Source organism: Streptococcus sp. 27098_8_109, assembly GCF_041432295.1.
Classification (GTDB): domain Bacteria; phylum Bacillota; class Bacilli; order Lactobacillales; family Streptococcaceae; genus Streptococcus.
Genome location: NZ_JAPVZJ010000001.1, coordinates 115489 through 132179 on the forward strand (window position 1 = coordinate 115489; position 16691 = coordinate 132179).

The 16691-nt window shown below is 41.4% G+C and carries 16 protein-coding genes and 1 tRNA gene; 12 read left to right on the forward strand and 5 right to left on the reverse strand.

The genetic code is table 11. The features are described 5' to 3' along the window. The 5 genes from O3664_RS00600 (at nucleotide 1) to O3664_RS00620 (ending at nucleotide 4155) form a co-directional block, all read left to right on the forward strand. A complete protein-coding gene (locus O3664_RS00600; protein ID WP_000033942.1) occupies nucleotides 1-630 on the forward strand; it encodes a Pr6Pr family membrane protein in 630 nt (209 codons plus the stop codon). Between the two features lie 322 nt (nucleotides 631-952). Continuing rightward, entirely contained in the window at nucleotides 953-2104 is a 1152-nt protein-coding gene (locus O3664_RS00605; RefSeq protein ID WP_153198730.1) for an MFS transporter, read from the forward strand. Nucleotides 2105-2203: 99 nt separating this feature from the next. Further along, the gene (gene truA, locus O3664_RS00610; protein WP_023946244.1) at nucleotides 2204-2953 is read left to right on the forward strand and encodes a tRNA pseudouridine(38-40) synthase TruA; all 750 of its coding nucleotides are present in this window, start codon (nucleotides 2204-2206) and stop codon (nucleotides 2951-2953) included. Continuing rightward, on the forward strand, nucleotides 2943-3716 hold the full coding sequence (locus O3664_RS00615) for a bifunctional hydroxymethylpyrimidine kinase/phosphomethylpyrimidine kinase (RefSeq protein ID WP_000794766.1): 774 nt from the start codon (nucleotides 2943-2945) through the stop codon (nucleotides 3714-3716). The genes truA and O3664_RS00615 overlap by 11 nt, the downstream gene beginning before the upstream one ends. Further along, nucleotides 3694-4155, forward strand: coding sequence for an ECF transporter S component (locus O3664_RS00620; protein WP_084954342.1), 462 nt, complete (start codon nucleotides 3694-3696; stop codon nucleotides 4153-4155). Before O3664_RS00615 ends, O3664_RS00620 begins: the two co-directional genes overlap by 23 nt. Nucleotides 4156-4231: 76 nt before the next feature. Here O3664_RS00620 and O3664_RS00625 read toward each other — a convergent pair whose 3' ends face one another. The 5 genes from O3664_RS00625 to O3664_RS00645 all read right to left on the reverse strand — a co-directional run bounded on the left by O3664_RS00625 (nucleotide 4232) and on the right by O3664_RS00645 (nucleotide 9312). After that, nucleotides 4232-4426 carry a hypothetical protein gene (locus O3664_RS00625; RefSeq protein WP_020903645.1) on the reverse strand — a complete coding sequence of 65 codons (195 nt, stop codon included), beginning with the start codon at nucleotides 4424-4426 and terminating at the stop codon, nucleotides 4232-4234. A gap of 29 nt (nucleotides 4427-4455) precedes the next feature. Then, a complete protein-coding gene (locus O3664_RS00630; RefSeq protein WP_371613470.1) occupies nucleotides 4456-5538 on the reverse strand; it encodes a M24 family metallopeptidase in 1083 nt (360 codons plus the stop codon). Nucleotides 5539-5665: 127 nt separating this feature from the next. Further along, nucleotides 5666-6448: a lipid II isoglutaminyl synthase subunit GatD gene (gatD, locus tag O3664_RS00635; protein WP_125386166.1), complete on the reverse strand. Its 783-nt coding sequence runs from the start codon at nucleotides 6446-6448 to the stop codon at nucleotides 5666-5668. Next, nucleotides 6448-7791: a lipid II isoglutaminyl synthase subunit MurT gene (gene murT, locus O3664_RS00640; protein WP_371613471.1), complete on the reverse strand. Its 1344-nt coding sequence runs from the start codon at nucleotides 7789-7791 to the stop codon at nucleotides 6448-6450. The genes gatD and murT overlap by 1 nt, the downstream gene beginning before the upstream one ends. A 204-nt stretch (nucleotides 7792-7995) precedes the next feature. After that, on the reverse strand, nucleotides 7996-9312 hold the full coding sequence (locus tag O3664_RS00645; RefSeq protein WP_371613472.1) for an FAD-containing oxidoreductase: 1317 nt from the start codon (nucleotides 9310-9312) through the stop codon (nucleotides 7996-7998). 328 nt (nucleotides 9313-9640) lie between these two features. Between O3664_RS00645 and O3664_RS00650 the strand changes: the two genes are divergently transcribed. From O3664_RS00650 to vex3, 7 genes are all read left to right on the forward strand, one after another. Further along, nucleotides 9641-11203: a DEAD/DEAH box helicase gene (locus O3664_RS00650; protein ID WP_371613473.1), complete on the forward strand. Its 1563-nt coding sequence runs from the start codon at nucleotides 9641-9643 to the stop codon at nucleotides 11201-11203. A gap of 256 nt (nucleotides 11204-11459) precedes the next feature. Then, nucleotides 11460-12248 (forward strand): GTP-sensing pleiotropic transcriptional regulator CodY, encoded by a 789-nt coding sequence (codY, locus tag O3664_RS00655; protein WP_000940738.1) that lies wholly within the window; start codon nucleotides 11460-11462, stop codon nucleotides 12246-12248. Further along, nucleotides 12248-12823: a cysteine hydrolase family protein gene (locus tag O3664_RS00660; RefSeq protein WP_000158729.1), complete on the forward strand. Its 576-nt coding sequence runs from the start codon at nucleotides 12248-12250 to the stop codon at nucleotides 12821-12823. Before codY ends, O3664_RS00660 begins: the two co-directional genes overlap by 1 nt. 80 nt (nucleotides 12824-12903) lie before the next feature. Continuing rightward, nucleotides 12904-12989, forward strand: a tRNA-Leu gene (locus O3664_RS00665). 139 nt (nucleotides 12990-13128) lie between these two features. Continuing rightward, on the forward strand, nucleotides 13129-14406 hold the full coding sequence (locus tag O3664_RS00670; protein ID WP_261055963.1) for an ABC transporter permease: 1278 nt from the start codon (nucleotides 13129-13131) through the stop codon (nucleotides 14404-14406). Nucleotides 14407-14418: 12 nt separating this feature from the next. Further along, nucleotides 14419-15066, forward strand: a complete 648-nt coding sequence (gene vex2 / locus O3664_RS00675; protein WP_023946252.1) for an ABC transporter ATP-binding subunit Vex2 — start codon at nucleotides 14419-14421, stop codon at nucleotides 15064-15066. A 161-nt stretch (nucleotides 15067-15227) separates the two neighbouring features. After that, entirely contained in the window at nucleotides 15228-16607 is a 1380-nt protein-coding gene (gene vex3 / locus O3664_RS00680) for an ABC transporter permease subunit Vex3 (protein ID WP_371613474.1), read from the forward strand. The last annotated feature ends 84 nt before the right edge of the window (nucleotides 16608-16691 follow it).

A 16691-nucleotide genomic window follows, 5' to 3' on the forward strand; every position in this document is an offset into this window, starting at 1 on the left:
ATGTCAAAACACTATAAACTTGTATTTTATAGCCGTATCTTCTTGTTTCTAGCGGCTTTTACGGGAGTTTATCTTGAAATCGCCAAGCATGGTGGATTTGGGATGTTACTCTATTATACGGTTCTGTCCAACCTTTTAGTCGCGATTTTTACGCTCTATCTCCTAAAGGTTATGAGCCGTTTAGGTGAAAACTGGCAAAGACCAAGTCTCTTGCGCTTAAAAGGTGGGGTCACCATGAGTATCATGATTACCTGTGTGATTTACCATTTCCTTTTAGCGCCTATTGCGACTAATTTCTATACTCTAGAAAATTTCCTTTGCCACTATATCGTTCCCCTCTGGTTTTTAGCAGATACCCTCTTTTTTGACAAACAGGGTCAATACAAGATTTGGGACCCAATTGTGTGGACGATTTTACCCTTGCTGTATATGATTTTTGCTCTTTTTAATGGCTTGGTATTGAAACTTGATGTTCCTAATTCTAAGGTCAGTCCCTTCCCGTACTTCTTTTTGAATGTGAACAAGGGTTGGGATGTCGTGTTCAAGTGGTGTCTGATTATCTTTGTTGCTTATATGGTGGCAGGATTTATCTTCTACTTTATTAAGCAAATCAAGAGAAAATCATCCTAATACTCTTCGAGAATCTCTTCAAATCACGTCAGTTTCGCCTTGCCGTATATATAGTTACTGACTTCGTCAGTTTCATCTACAACCTCAAAACCATGTTTTGAGCTGACTTCGTCAGTTCTATCTACAACCTCAAAGCAGTGCTTTGAGCAACCTGCGGCTAGCTTCCTAGTTTGCTCTTTGATTTTCATTGAGTATAAGACACAAGGGATTCATTTTCGAGTTTAAGAAGGAGTCTATACACCAAAGAGGCTTCTTCTTTTCTTGCTTGTTTGATAAGTATCAAAAGAGTAGAAGATTAAGAGAAAATATAGAAAGAGATTTCATGAAACAATTTTTAGAACGGGCCAGTATTTTGGCTCTCTCCCTCGTTTTGATTACCTCCTTTTCCATCTCGAGTGCCCTGCCAGCCATGTTTGACTATTATCAAGGTTATCCTAAGGAACAAATTGAGCTCTTGGCTAGCTTGCCTTCCTTTGGAATCATGATTATGTTGCTATTAAATGGTTTCCTAGAAAAAATATTTCCTGAGCGCTTACAGATTAGTTTGGGCTTGTTAATTTTATCACTGAGTGGAACGGCTCCTTTTTGGTACCAAGCCTATCCTTTTGTCTTTGGAACACGGATTCTTTTTGGTTTGGGTGTTGGGATGATCAATGCCAAGGCTATTTCGATTATCAGTGAACGTTATCAAGGCAAAACGCGGATTCAGATGTTGGGGCTACGTGGCTCTGCAGAGGTAGTAGGAGCTTCTCTCATTACCTTGGCAGTCGGTCAGTTGTTGTCCTTTGGTTGGACAGCTACCTTCCTAGCCTATAGTGCTGGATTTTTGGTGCTGATCCTTTATTTGCTCTTTGTTCCTTATGGAAAAGAGAAGAAAGAAGTTAAGAAAAAATCGAAGGAAGCAAGTCGCTTAACTCGGGAAATGAAGGGCTTGATTTTTATCCTAGCTATCGAAGCGGCAGTTGTAGTTTGTACCAATACGGCTATTACTATTCGTATTCCAAGTTTGATGGTGGAAAGAGGACTGGGAGATGCCCAGTTATCTAGTTTTGTTCTTAGTGTCATGCAGTTAATTGGGATTGTGGCTGGTGTGAGTTTCTCTTTCTTGATTTCTATCTTTAAAGAGAAACTGCTCCTCTGGTCTGGTATTACCTTTGGCTTAGGGCAAATTGTGATTGCCTTGTCTCCATCCTTGTGGGTGGTAGTGGCAGGGAGTATTCTGGCTGGTTTTGCCTATAGTGTAGCCTTGACGACGGTCTTTCAACTTGTCTCTGAAAGAATTCCAGCTAAACTCCTCAATCAAGCAACCTCATTTGCAGTTTTAGGCTGTAGTTTCGGAGCCTTTACGACTCCATTCGTTCTAGGTGCAATTGGCTTATTAACTCACAATGGGATGTTGGTCTTTGCTATCTTAGGATCTTGGTTAATTGTAACCTCTATCTTTGTCATGTACCTACTTCAAAAGAGAGCTTAGGATTGGTTTCCTAAGTTTTTCTTTTTTGGATTTTTGTACCCAGACACTATTTGATTTAGGGCCTTGTTTACAGACTAATTTCTTGATAAAATAGAAGTTATGACAAGATATAAAGCAACTATTTCCTATGATGGTTACGCCTTTGCTGGTTTTCAGCGCCAGCCTCATGCGCGTAGTGTTCAGGAAGAAATTGAAAAAACCTTGACCAAGTTAAATAAAGGGCAAGCCATTACTGTTCACGGTGCTGGTAGGACAGATAGTGGGGTTCATGCCCTGGGACAGGTTATTCATTTTAACCTGCCTTATCAAATGGATGAGGAGAAGCTCCGTTTTGCTCTAGACACTCAGTCCCCTGAAGATATTGATGTGATTTCGATTGAGCTTGTGGCGGATGATTTTCATTGCCGTTATGCTAAGCACAGTAAGACCTATGAGTTTATCGTGGATAGGGGCCGTCCCAAAAATCCGATGCGCCGTCACTATGCCACCCACTTTCCTTATCCGCTTGATGTGGAACGGATGCGGGAGGCTATCAAAAAATTAGAAGGCACTCATGATTTCACCGGCTTTACAGCCTCTGGGACTAGTGTAGAGGATAAGGTTCGCACCATCACAGAAGCTAGTCTTAGGGTTGATGAGACAGGCCAGTTTTTGACCTTTACCTTTTCAGGAAATGGTTTCTTGTATAAGCAGATTCGTAATATGGTGGGGACACTGCTTAAAATCGGCAATAACCGCATGCCAGTAGAGCAGATTGACCTCATCTTGGAGAAAAAGGACAGGCAGCTTGCAGGTCCCACTGCAGCACCAAATGGTTTATATTTAAAGGAGATTCGTTATGAAGAATAATCGTATTTTAGCACTTTCTGGAAATGATATTTTTAGTGGTGGTGGTTTGTCAGCTGATTTGGCTACTTATACCTTGAACGGCTTGCATGGCTTTGTAGCAGTGACTTGTTTGACAGCCTTGACGGAAAAGGGCTTTGAAGTCTTTCCAACTGACGATACCATTTTTCAACATGAATTAGATAGCTTGCGTGATGTGGAGTTTGGGGGGATTAAGATTGGTCTTCTACCAACTGTCAGTGTGGCTGAGAAGGCCTTGGACTTTATCAAGCAATGCCCAGGAGTGCCTGTGGTTCTGGACCCTGTCTTGGTCTGCAAGGAAACACACGACGTAGCTGTAAGTGAACTCTGTCAAGAGTTGATTCGCTTTTTCCCTTATGTCAGTGTGATTACGCCTAATCTTCCTGAAGCAGAATTATTGACTGGTCAGGAAATCAAAACCTTGGAAGACATGAAAGCTGCAGCGCAGAAATTGCATGAATTAGGAGCGCCAGCAGTCATTATCAAGGGAGGCAATCGCCTTAGTCAGGACAAGGCTGTAGATGTCTTTTATGATGGACAAAACTTTACAGTCCTAGAAAATCCTGTCATTCAAGGGCAAAATGCTGGTGCAGGTTGTACCTTTGCCTCTAGCATTGCCAGTCACTTGGTTAAAGGTGATGAACTTTTACCAGCAGTAGAAAGCTCTAAGGATTTCGTTTATCGTTCTATTGCACAAGCAGATCAGTATGGAGTAAGACAATATGAAGCAAACCAAAACAACTAAAATCGCCCTTGTATCCCTCTTAACCGCCCTCTCTGTGGTTCTAGGTTATTTCTTAAAAATTCCAACACCGACAGGCATTTTAACTCTTTTAGATGCGGGTGTCTTCTTTACGGCCTTCTACTTTGGTAGTCGTGAAGGGGCTGTAGTCGGAGGACTAGCAGGTTTCTTGATTGACCTCTTATCAGGCTATCCTCAGTGGATGTTCTTTAGCTTGGTCAACCATGGCTTGCAGGGATTTTTCGCAGGATTTAAAGGAAAAACTCAGTGGCTAGGCCTTATCTTAGCAACTGTTGCCATGGTAGGGGGCTACGCCTTAGGTTCTACTTTGATGAATGGCTGGGCTGCAGCCCTACCAGAAATTTTACCAAATTTCATGCAAAATATGGTAGGGATGATTGTAGGATTTATCCTTAGTCAAAGTATCAAGAAGATTAAGTAAAGAGGCTGAGTCAAAAGTCTTTCAAATAAGAAAAACGCATAGTATCAGGTGTTGAAAAATTTTGATACTATGCGTTTTATTGTGGGAAGATTTTATACTCTTCGAAAATCTCTTCAAACCGCGTCAACGTCGCCTTGCCGTAGATATGGTTACTGACTTCGTCAGTTCTATCCACAACCTCAAAACAGTGTTTTGAGCTGACTTCATCAGTCTTATCTACAACCTCAAAACAGTGTTTTGAGCAACCTACGGCTAGTTTCTTAGTTTGCACTTTGATTTTTATTGAGTATTAGATGAATATTAATCAAAATAAAGCAAGTCTTTGCTGGTGCTTGTAAAGAGGTCAAAGCCATCCTTGGTAACAACACCGCAGTCTTCAATACGAACACCGACTTTACCAGGGATATAGATACCTGGTTCAACAGAGAAGCACATGCCTTCTTCGATGACTATGTCGTTTCCTTCCATGATAGATGGGAATTCATGGACATCCATACCGATACCATGACCGAGACGGTGGTTGAAGTATTCGCCGTAACCAGCTTTTTCGATGACCTCACGGGCAGCGCGGTCCACTTCATGGGCAGTCACACCTGGCTTGATAAAGTCAAGAGCAGCTTGTTGGGCTTCAAGAGTCAAGTTGTAAATGTCTTTCTTGAATTGGTCAGGTTTACCAACAGCGACTGTACGAGTCATATCTGATGCATAGCCGTTGACCAGAACACCGAGGTCAAAGAGGAGAAGAGCATCATTTTCAACCTTATTAGCTGCTGGAATACCGTGTGGATTTGCAGCATTATCACCAGTCAAGACCATGGTATCAAAACTCATTTCATAGCCTTCACGTTTCATGGCAAAGTCAATTTGGGCAATAATATCTGTCTCAGTCTTATCAAGAGAAATATTGTCAAAACCAACCTTAACAGCCTTGTCCGCATAGAGACCTGCAACCATCATTTTTTGCACTTCGTCAGCAGATTTGATGAGGCGCATGCGTTGGATGCGAGGTGTGAGGTTGTCAAACTCAGCAGTCTCAAAAACTGATTTCAAGCCATGGTATTTGGTCAAGATGAGATTGTCAAACTCAACAGCTACACGTTTGAAGTCAAGTTGTGGAAGAGCATGTTTCATTTTTTGCCATGGATTTTCAGAATCCACATAGCCCACAACCGGGAAGGAAACAGTGCTGCTTGCACGTTCAACCTCAAGGGCTGGGACAAAGAGGAGAGGTTCCTGATCAGCTAGGACAAAGAGGAACATTTGGCGTTCGTGGGGATCACTGTAAAAGCCAGTGAGGTAATTGATTGTGACGGGGTCAGATACGACAGCGACGTCTAGTTTTTCTGATTCAAGATATGTTACGATTTGTTGTAATTTAGACATATGCTACCTTCTTTCTACCCCTCTATTTTGGCAAAAAAAGAGAGAAAATGCAAGGGAGAAGGGTAAAAGAACAGACAAAAAGAACTCTGACAAGATAACAGAGTTCTTTGATATAATTTCCTTTTGTTTAAGAAAAGTCAGCCTTGCTTTTGACGTCGCTGTATTCTTCAGCGATTTCTTGGCTGAGAATGTCCTCATAAGCAGGGAGTTGAATGTCCTGACCATATTTCTTCTTGAGGGCGGTAGTGACTAGGCGATAAGCCAGATTGGCATTACGAGAGAGGATAGGTCCGTGGAAGTAGGAACCAAAGACATTCTTATAATGAACCCCTTCGCCGACTTTTTCTTCGTTATTTCCATTTCCATAGACAACCTGTCCCAGTGGTTTTTGATCATCTGAGAGGAAGGTACGGCCCTGATGATTCTCAAATCCATAGTAGGTTTCATTGAAATCTTCATTATGAATCTTGATGTCCCCGATAAAACGGTTATTGGTCTGGTTGAGCGTGTAGTGGCCCATGACCCCTAGTCCTTCGATGCGTCTCCCTGAAGCTTCAACATAATATTGACCCAATAGTTGGAAACCACCGCAGATAGCCAGAACCACACCGTCGTTTTGGATGTAGTTGTCAATGCTCTCTTTTTTAGCAGGTAGGTCGTCTGCAATGATACTTTGTTCAAAATCTTGACCGCCACCGAAAAAGGCAATGTCGTAGTGATTTTCATCGAAATCATCATGAAGTGAAACGATGTCAACGGTCACATGGGCTCCCAGTTTTTCAGCCACATACTTGAGCATGAGGATGTTCCCGTTATCCCCATAGGTATTCATGAGGTTTCCGTAGAGGTGGGCAATGTTGAGCTGATAGGGGTAATTGCCAGCTTTTGAGGAAAGTGAAGTATAAACCATTAGTTCATCTCCTTTCTAACAATCTGACGACTAGCCAGCAGTTCGCGGAATTCCAGCATAGCAGTATAGGTAGCCAGAATATAAGCATGCTTGCAGTCTTGGTTCTCAATTGTCTTAAGAACTTGTTCCAGATTGCTTGTTTCAGTGATTTTCTCAGCTGGATAGCCTGTCACTCGGAGGCGACGTGCAATTTCAGAATGGCGAACACCGCCAGCGTTGATTTCAGGAATGTTCATGTCAGTGATTTGTTCAAAATCAGCATCCCAAATCCAGCTGGTATCAATACCGTCTGCATAGTTAGCGTTAAGGAGGACTGATAGGCTAAATGGATAAGGAGCTAGTTTGATCATTTCGATAGCTTGGGTTGCACCAACTGGATTTTTAATCAAGACGAGGGTACATTCTTTGTCCCCGATATGGAAGGTTTCTTGGCGTCCAAAGACAGCACGGCTCTTATCAAATCCCTGCTTGATTAGTTGCGAATCTGCGCCGAGGAAACGGGCGATGGCAACCGCAGCTAAGGCGTTGTAGATATTGTAGAGACCACCAATTTGGATACCGTATTCTTGTCCATCGATGACAAAGCGAGAGCGATTGTTGGTCAACTCAACCAAGTCTGTCAAGCGATAGTCTAGATCAGGACGTTTACATCCACAGCTTTCACAGATATAGGCACCCAAGTTTGCATAGGTATTATGCTCATATTTGAGGATTCCTTGGCAGTCAGGACAGAGGATTCCTTCGGTATTATAGTGAGCCAGCTGGGCTGGACCTTTCTCCAAGTCAAAACCAAAATACTGAACAGGATTTGGAATAGCTGGCTTGTAGAAAAGTGGACTGTCTCCATTAAGGAGAACAGTGGCAGTAGGCACCTTACGAATGGCATCCAAAATCATCTTGTAAGTTGTGTAAATCTCACCATAGCGGTCCATCTGGTCACGGAAGATATTAGTGATGACAAAAAGGCTTGGCTGGATATAGTCACAGATACGAGATAGACTGGCTTCGTCGATTTCTAGGACGGCAATATTTTTCCCAGTTTTAGAAGACTTGGCTGTTAAGAAGGTTGTCGCAATCCCTGTAATCATGTTGGCACCACTTGGGTTGGTCAGAACTTGACCATAAACCTCTTTTAAAATGCCGACAGTAAGGGCAGTTGTCAGGGTTTTCCCGTTGGTTCCAGTGACCACGACAATCTCGTAGTTCTTAGCTAGATTTTGTAAAATATCTTTATCAAATTGAAGGGCGACTTTTCCAGGGAGCGTACTTCCACGGCCAAGACGACTTAAAACGAAGTGGGAAGAACGCCCAGCAAGAAGGCCTAAAGTAGTTTTTAATTTCATATTTCTATTATATCATAAAAGAGGGAAAAGACGGATTTGAGGTTCCGCAGAAGTAAAAACAGCCCACAGAGGGCTGTTAGTTAAGATGAGATTTGAACTTATACTTAATGAAAATTAAAGAACAAACTAGGAAGCTAGCCGCAAGCTGTACTTGAGTACGGTAAGGCGACGCTGACGTGGTTTGAATTTGATTTTCGAAGAGTATTAAATCGCAAACAAGTCATTCAAGTTCTCAGCCAAGGTTGGGTGAGTGAAGATTTGTTTTGTGAAGTAAGTGTAAGGAATTTTGTTGTCCATAGCAACAGTGATGATGTTGATGATTTCTTGAGAACCTTCTGAGAAGATGCTTGCTCCAAGAATTTCTTTTGTTTCAGTATTAACAACAGCTTTGAAAGCTCCGCGAAGGTCTCCGTTTACGTGACCACGAGGCATGGCTGCAACAGGAATTTCCTTAACAGCGTATGGAAGTTTCAAATCAGCTGCTTGGCTTTCCGTCAAACCAACTTGTGAAAGAGCAGGTGTGATAAACATGGTGTTTGGTACATTGAGACGGTCTTCAAGTGTGTAGCTGCCATCTCCAGCAAGGTAGCTGTAAACAACACGGAAATCATCAAGTGAGATGTAAGTAAATTGAAGGCCACCGTTGACATCTCCAACTGCAAAGACACCAGGAACGTTTGTTTGACAATGTTTGTCTACTTTAATAGCACCACGTTCAGTTAGTTCAATATCTGTATTTTCAAGTTGAAGTGGTTCTACATTTGGTTTGCGTCCAGTTGCGTAAAGAAGGGCATCGAAACGGTAAGTTTCATTTTCAGTTACGACAAGCACTTGGTCACCGTCATTTTTAATTTCAGTAGTACGGATATTTTGAAGCAATTCAATACCGTCTTCTTCCATGTATTGTTTAGCAAGCGCTGCAATGGAAGGTTCTGCACGAGGTAGGAAAGTATCCAAGGCATCTAGGACTGTAACCTTGCTTCCAAGTTTGTTGTAAAGGCCGGCAAATTCAAGACCGATATTTCCACCACCAAGGACTCCAAGGTTTTGAGGCAATTTGTCCAAGTTTTGGATACCTGTTGAGTCAAAGACGTTTTTGCTTGTAGCAAGTCCAGGGATTGGCAAGACGTTTGAAACAGCACCAGTGTTGATGACGATTGTTTCAGCAGTCAGTTCTTTCTTTTCATCACCAGCTTGGATTTCGATGACTTTATTTGAAAGGAAGTGAGCTTCCGCATCAAAGATATCGACGCCTGTACCAGCAACAGTCGCATAGTTTTTACCGTTGAGGCGACCAGTGATAGTGTTTTTAGTAGCAATGACTTCTTCAAAAGACAAGTCTTTCTCAGCAGCAACTAGCAAAGTTTTAGTTGGGATGCAACCAATGTTGATACAAGTTCCACCGTACATAGCTTTGCTACGTTCAATGAGGGCAACTTTTTTGCCAGCTGAAGCCAATTTACCAGCTAGTGTTTTACCAGCTTTACCAAATCCGATAACGATTAAATCATAAGTTAACATTTATCTTCCTCCTATTCGCATTTCATTCTAGCACAAGAAAAAAACTTTTGCACAATTCTGCTACGCTTTAAAAAAGTTTATGAAATAGTGGAAATTTCATCCTCATTTTCTCAGAAAAATCGTTTACATGACTTTATCGATGGATTAGGCTATCTTTTGCTTCTCTCTTGTGTTATACTAGATAGGTTGCAAAGAAAACAGTACTTTTCTTTTGTGGAAAAGAAGCAACACGATTTTGTATCCAGTATATGAAAATACGTCATAAAAAGAAAAGTATAAACTAAGCCCTATAGGGTGGCTTCGCACCACCTTTAGAAAGAAGAAGAACGTGAAATTTAATGAATTAAACTTGTCTGCTGATTTGCTAGCAGAGATTGAAAAAGCTGGTTTTGTAGAAGCCAGTCCGATCCAAGAACAAACCATTCCCTTGGCCCTTGAAGGCAAGGACGTTATCGGTCAAGCTCAGACTGGTACAGGAAAAACTGCAGCCTTTGGCTTGCCTACCCTTGAAAAAATCCGTACAGAAGAAGCGACCATCCAAGCTTTGGTTATCGCTCCAACACGTGAACTTGCTGTCCAAAGTCAGGAGGAATTGTTCCGCTTTGGTCGTAGTAAGGGAGTTAAAGTCCGTTCAGTATATGGCGGATCAAGCATTGAAAAACAAATTAAGGCTCTTAAATCTGGTGCCCATATCGTGGTGGGAACACCTGGTCGCCTCTTGGACTTGATTAAACGCAAGGCCTTGAAATTACAAGATATTGAAACCCTCATCCTTGACGAAGCAGATGAAATGCTCAACATGGGCTTCCTTGAAGATATCGAAGCTATCATTTCTCGTGTCCCTAAAAACCGTCAAACTTTGCTTTTCTCAGCAACTATGCCAGATGCCATCAAACGTATCGGTGTTCAGTTTATGAAAGAACCTGAGCATGTGAAGATTGCTGCTAAGGAATTAACAACAGAATTGGTTGACCAATACTATATCCGTGTTAAAGAACAAGAAAAATTTGATACCATGACTCGTCTCATGGATGTGGAACAACCAGAACTTGCTATCGTATTTGGTCGTACCAAACGCCGTGTAGATGAATTGACTCGTGGTTTGAAAATCCGTGGCTTCCGTGCAGAAGGAATTCATGGCGACCTAGACCAAAACAAACGTCTTCGTGTCCTTCGTGACTTTAAAAATGGCAATCTTGATGTTTTGGTTGCGACAGACGTTGCAGCGCGTGGCTTGGATATTTCAGGTGTGACCCATGTCTATAACTACGATATTCCACAAGATCCTGAAAGCTATGTTCACCGTATCGGTCGTACAGGTCGTGCTGGTAAGTCAGGTCAGTCTATTACCTTCGTTTCACCAAATGAAATGGGTTACCTCCAAATCATTGAAAACTTGACTAAAAAACGCATGAAAGGTCTCAAACCTGCAAGTGCAGAAGAAGCATTTCAAGCAAAAAAACACGTAGCTCTCAAGAAAATCGAACGTGATTTTGCAGATGAGACTATCCGTGCCAACTTTGAGAAATTTGGTAAGGATGCTCGTAAGCTAGCTGCCGAATTTACTCCAGAAGAATTGGCAATGTATATCTTGAGTCTGACTGTTCAAGACCCAGATAGTCTTCCTGAAGTGGAGATTGCACGTGAAAAACCACTGCCATTTAAACCATCAGGTAATGGCTTCGGTGGTAACGCTAAGGGAGGTCGTCGTGGAGATGACCGTCGTGATAATCGCCGTGGCAATGGTCGTCGTGATGATTTCAAAAAAGGAAGTCGTGGCAACGATCGTTTTGATAAGGAAAAACGTTACCGTAAGGATAATAAAAAACCACGCAATACTTCAAGCGAAAAGAAAACAGGCTTTGTGATTCGTAACAAGGGCGATAAATAAGAAAAAGCGGTTCAAAATGAATCGCTTTTTTATATAAGGAGACCGAATGGAAAAAGAAAGATAAATAAAATAGATATATTATCTTCTTGTAATATTATAATACACAAAAATAAGGGGCTTGTCAATAGAAAAGAAGCAATTTAATTAAAAATATTCTTGTTTTTTCAAATTGCAATTAAATAAGCAATTTTCAGATAATAATTGAAAATTCAAGCTGTTTATGTTATAATGATAGCGATTAAATTCGAGGTGAAAAATGGCACATTTATTAGAAAAAACTAGAAAAATTACTTCTATCCTGAAGCGCTCAGAGGAGCAGTTGCAGGAAGAACTTCCCTACAATGCGATTACCCGTCAATTGGCAGATATTATTGACTGTAACGCCTGTATCGTCAATAGCAAGGGACGTCTCCTTGGTTATTTTATGCGTTACAAAACCAATACAGATCGTGTAGAGCAGTTCTTCCAAACTAAGATTTTCCCAGATGACTACATTCAAGGTGCGAACATGATCTACGATACAGAAGCCAATCTGACAGTTGATCATGATTTAAGTATTTTCCCTGTGGAAAGTCGTGCCGACTTTCCAGATGGTTTGACGACTATTGCACCGATTCATGTATCAGGGATTCGACTTGGTTCTTTGATTATTTGGCGCAATGATAAAAAATTCGAAGACGAAGACTTGATTCTTGTTGAGATTGCGAGTACCGTTGTTGGAATTCAACTCCTTAATTTCCAGCGTGAAGAAGATGAGAAAAATATCCGTCGCCGTACTGCTGTTACCATGGCGGTTAATACCCTTTCTTACTCCGAACTCCGTGCTGTTTCAGCAATTTTAGGGGAATTAAATGGAAATGAAGGGCAGTTGACTGCGTCTGTGATTGCAGACCGTATCGGAATCACTCGTTCTGTGATTGTCAATGCCCTTCGTAAACTTGAGTCTGCAGGGATTATTGAAAGTCGCTCACTTGGAATGAAGGGAACCTACCTTAAGGTTTTGATTTCAGATATTTTTGAAGAAGTGAAGAAAAGAGATTACTAATGACTAAGGCTTTGATTTCGATTGATTATACAGAAGATTTTGTTGCTGATAGTGGAAAATTGACAGCAGGCGCTCCAGCTCAGGCGATTTCGGATGCCATCAGCAAGGTAACTCGACTAGCTTTTGAACGAGGAGATTACATCTTCTTTACCATTGATGCTCACGAAGAAAACGATTGTTTCCATCCAGAAAGCAAGCTGTTTCCTCCTCACAATTTGATTGGGACTAGTGGACGGAATTTATACGGAGATTTGGGGGTCTTTTATCAAGAGCATGGTTCAGACAGTCGTGTCTTTTGGATGGATAAACGTCATTACTCAGCTTTTTCGGGTACTGACCTAGATATCCGTTTGAGAGAGCGTCGAATTTCTACAGTTATTTTAACCGGAGTTTTGACGGATATCTGTGTCCTGCATACAGCTATAGATGCCTATAATCTAGGATATGACATCGAGATTGTTAAACCGGCTGTTGCATCTATCTGGCCTGAAAATCATCAATTTGCCCTAGGTCATTTCAAAAATACACTCGGAGCTAAGTTAGTAGATGAAAATCTAAATGAATTTTCAGAGTAATTTGGTTGATGAAATGAAAAAAATTGAAAAAAAGTGTTGACAAGCATCCTAAAAGTTGATATACTAGTAAAGTAATCGACGCGGGGATGGCGGAATTGGCAGACGCGCAGGACTAAGGATCCTGTGACCGCTTTAGGTCGTGAGGGTTCAAGTCCCTCTCTCCGCATAGGATAAGAGTTAGCTTAGGCTAGCTCTTTTGTTTTCATATAATTCAAGTAGAGCAAAAAAATTTTGCTCTTTTTTTGTATTTCATAAACATTTCATATTTGGATTTTATAATAGTCTTACAAATATGGAGGTGACGAATGAATCCAATCCAAAGAGCTTGGGCTTATGTCAGCAGAAAACGACTGAGAAGTTTTATTTTATTTCTGATTTTATTGGTCCTATTGGCTGGAATTTCGGCCTGTTTGACTCTGATGAAGTCCAACAAAACAGTTGAAACCAATCTTTACAAATCACTCAACACATCTTTTTCTATTAAGAAGATAGAAAATGGTCAGACTTTCAAGTTATCAGAGTTAGCATCTGTAAGCAAGATTAAGGGACTGGAAAATGTTTCTCCTGAACTCGAGACGGTCGCAAAACTAAAAGACAAGGAAGCAGTGAGTGGCGAGCAGAGCGTGGAACGTGATGATTTGTCAGCTGCGGACAAGAACTTGGTTAGCTTAACGGCTCTTGAAGATTCATCTAAGGATGTTACCTTTACCAGCTCGGCTTTCAACTTAAAAGAAGGGCGACATCTTCAAAAAGGGGATTCAAAGAAAATCATCATCCACGAAGAGTTGGCTAAGAAGAATAGTCTTTCCCTTCATGATAAGATTACCTTAGAAGCTGGTCAGTCAGAAGCTGGCAAAGGACAAACAGTAGAGTTTGAGATTGTCGGCATCTTTTCTGGTAAAAAACAAGAGAAATTTACAGGTTTGTCTTCTGACTTCAGTGAAAATCAGGTCTTTACAGACTATGAAAGTAGCCAAACTCTTTTAGGAAATGGTGAATCTCTAGTCAGTGCAGCACGCTTTTATGTAGAAAATCCTAAGGAAATGGACGGACTCATGAATCAGGTAGAAAACTTGGTTTTGGAGAATCAAGGCTACCAAGTCGAGAAGGAAAACAAGGCCTTTGAACAAATCAAAGACTCAGTTGCTACCTTCCAAACCTTTCTGACCATTTTCCTTTATGGAATGTTGATAGCAGGAGCCGGAGCCTTAATTCTGGTCTTATCTCTCTGGTTGAGAGAAAGGGTCTACGAAGTGGGAATTTTACTTGCACTTGGAAAAGGCAAGAGCTCGATTTTCCTACAGTTCTGTTTAGAGGTAGTTTTGGTATCTCTCGGAGCTTTGCTTCCATCCTTTATCGCTGGAAATGCCATTACATCCTATCTGCTCCAAACTGTTCTAGCCAGTGGAGATCAGGCAACTCTACAAGACACGCTAGCCAAAGCAAGCAGTTTATCAACCAACATCCTATCCTTTGCAGAATCCTATGTCTTTCTGTTATTGATTAGTTGCTTATCTGTAGCCTTTTGTTTCCTATTCTTATTTAGAAAATCACCGAAAGAAATTTTATCATCTATTAGTTAAGAAGGAGAAATCATGACTTTATTACAATTACAAGATGTTACCTACCGTTATAAGAACACTGCTGAAGCAGTCCTATATCAGATCAATTATAATTTTGAACCCGGGAAATTTTACAGTATTATTGGTGAGTCAGGAGCAGGAAAATCCACTCTCTTGTCCCTACTTGCTGGTCTAGATAGTCCTGTTGAAGGTTCTATCCTTTTCCAAGGAGAGGACATTCGTAAGAAGGGCTATTCCTACCATCGCATGCACCATATTTCCCTGGTCTTTCAAAATTATAACTTGATAGATTATCTTTCTCCACTGGAAAATATCCGCTTGGTCAACAAAAAGGCAAGCAAGGATACGCTTCTTGAACTTGGTTTAGATGAAAGTCAGATCAAGCGGAATGTTCTCCAGTTATCAGGTGGTCAACAGCAACGTGTTGCTATTGCTCGTAGTTTGGTATCAGAAGCTCCAGTTATTCTAGCTGATGAACCAACAGGAAATCTAGACCCTAAAACTGCTGGAGATATTATCGAACTGCTCAAATCACTTGCCCAGAAAACAGGTAAATGTGTCATCGTCGTAACCCACAGCAAAGAAGTGGCACAAGCGTCAGATATTACACTTGAGTTGAAGGATAAGAAACTGACTGAAACTCGCAATACTACGAAATAATACGAGCTTTTTCTGTTATACTCTTCGAAAATCAAATTCAAACCACGTCAGCATCGCCTTACCGTACTCAAGTACAGCTTACGGCTAGCTTCCTAGTTTGCTTTTTGATTTTCATTGAGTATCAGAACTATAAAATAGAACAACATCTAGAAAGGGAACCTATGTTACACAACGCATTTGCCTATGTTACAAGGAAGTTTTTCAAATCGATTGTCATCTTCCTGATTATTCTCCTCATGGCGAGCTTGAGTTTGGTTGGCTTGTCAATCAAGGGAGCTACTGCCAAGGCTTCTCAGGAGACCTTTAAAAATATCACCAACAGTTTCTCCATGCAAATCAATCGTCGCGTCAATCAAGGAACGCCACGTGGTGCTGGGAATATTAAAGGTGAAGATATCAAAAAAATCACCGAAAACAAGGCCATCGAGTCTTATGTGAAACGCATCAACGCTATCGGAGATTTGACTGGATATGAACTCATCGAAACGCCAGAAACCAAGAAAAATCTAACACCTGACCGTGCTAAACATTTTGGAAGCAGCTTGATGATCACTGGTGTCAATGACTCTTCCAAAGAAGACAAGTTTGTCTCTGGATCTTATAAATTAGTCGAAGGTGAGCACTTAACCAACGACGACAAAGACAAGATCCTCCTGCACAAGGAATTGGCAGCCAAACACGGCTGGAAAGTTGGAGATAAGGTCAAATTGGACTCTAATGTCTATGATGCAGACAATGAAAAAGGAGCCAAGGAAACAGTTGAAGTGACAATTAAGGGACTCTTTGATGGTCACAATAAGTCAGCAGTAACCTACTCGCAAGAACTCTACGAAAACACAGCTATCACAGACATTCACACTGCTGCGAAACTTTATGGATACACAGAAGACACAGCTATTTATGGAGATGCAACTTTCTTTGTAACAGCAGACAAGAATTTGGATGATGTCATGAAAGAGTTGAATGGTATCAGTGGTATCAACTGGAAGAGCTACACACTGGTGAAGAGCTCCTCTAACTACCCAGCTCTAGAGCAATCCATCTCTGGCATGTATAAGATGGCCAACCTCCTCTTCTGGGGTAGCTTGAGCTTCTCAGTTCTTCTCCTTGCCCTCTTGCTTAGTCTTTGGATCAATGCCCGTCGCAAGGAAGTGGGAATTCTCCTTTCTATCGGTCTCAAGCAGGCAAGTATCTTGGGGCAATTCATTACTGAATCCATCTTGATTGCCATTCCTGCTCTCGTTTCTGCGTACTTCCTAGCCAGCTACACTGCTCGTGCAATCGGAAATACTGTTCTTACCAATGTGACTTCAGGTGTTGCCAAGCAAGCCAGCAAGGCTGCACAGGCCTCTAACCTTGGTGGTGGCGCAGAAGTAGATGGCTTTAGCAAGACCTTGTCGAGCCTAGATATTTCCATTCAGACATCAGACTTTATCATCGTCTTTGTCCTAGCCTTGGTTCTAGTGGTTCTCGTTATGGCGCTTGCTTCAAGCAATCTCCTCAGAAAACAACCAAAAGAGCTCTTGCTGGATGGTGAATAAGTTTAAAAAAATTAGTCTGGAATAAAGATTGCATCTTGTTTTTCTATTCCAGAATGGTGGATAGAGAATGCATATTTAACAATT

What these genes read in the sequence shown, in the direction of transcription:
- gatD (WP_125386166.1), bottom strand. Translation starts at nt 6,448, where the DNA reads ATGGTTTATACTTCACTTTCCTCAAAAGCTGGCAATTACCCCTATCAG.
- O3664_RS00660 (WP_000158729.1), top strand. Translation starts at nt 12,248, where the DNA reads ATGACTAAGGCTTTGATTTCGATTGATTATACAGAAGATTTTGTTGCT.
- O3664_RS00645 (WP_371613472.1), bottom strand. Translation starts at nt 9,312, where the DNA reads ATGTTAACTTATGATTTAATCGTTATCGGATTTGGTAAAGCTGGTAAA.
- O3664_RS00600 (WP_000033942.1), top strand. Translation starts at nt 1, where the DNA reads ATGTCAAAACACTATAAACTTGTATTTTATAGCCGTATCTTCTTGTTT.
- codY (WP_000940738.1), top strand. Translation starts at nt 11,460, where the DNA reads ATGGCACATTTATTAGAAAAAACTAGAAAAATTACTTCTATCCTGAAG.
- vex3 (WP_371613474.1), top strand. Translation starts at nt 15,228, where the DNA reads ATGTTACACAACGCATTTGCCTATGTTACAAGGAAGTTTTTCAAATCG.
- O3664_RS00605 (WP_153198730.1), top strand. Translation starts at nt 953, where the DNA reads ATGAAACAATTTTTAGAACGGGCCAGTATTTTGGCTCTCTCCCTCGTT.
- O3664_RS00670 (WP_261055963.1), top strand. Translation starts at nt 13,129, where the DNA reads ATGAATCCAATCCAAAGAGCTTGGGCTTATGTCAGCAGAAAACGACTG.
- truA (WP_023946244.1), top strand. Translation starts at nt 2,204, where the DNA reads ATGACAAGATATAAAGCAACTATTTCCTATGATGGTTACGCCTTTGCT.
- vex2 (WP_023946252.1), top strand. Translation starts at nt 14,419, where the DNA reads ATGACTTTATTACAATTACAAGATGTTACCTACCGTTATAAGAACACT.
- murT (WP_371613471.1), bottom strand. Translation starts at nt 7,791, where the DNA reads ATGAAATTAAAAACTACTTTAGGCCTTCTTGCTGGGCGTTCTTCCCAC.
- O3664_RS00620 (WP_084954342.1), top strand. Translation starts at nt 3,694, where the DNA reads ATGAAGCAAACCAAAACAACTAAAATCGCCCTTGTATCCCTCTTAACC.
- O3664_RS00615 (WP_000794766.1), top strand. Translation starts at nt 2,943, where the DNA reads ATGAAGAATAATCGTATTTTAGCACTTTCTGGAAATGATATTTTTAGT.
- O3664_RS00630 (WP_371613470.1), bottom strand. Translation starts at nt 5,538, where the DNA reads ATGTCTAAATTACAACAAATCGTAACATATCTTGAATCAGAAAAACTA.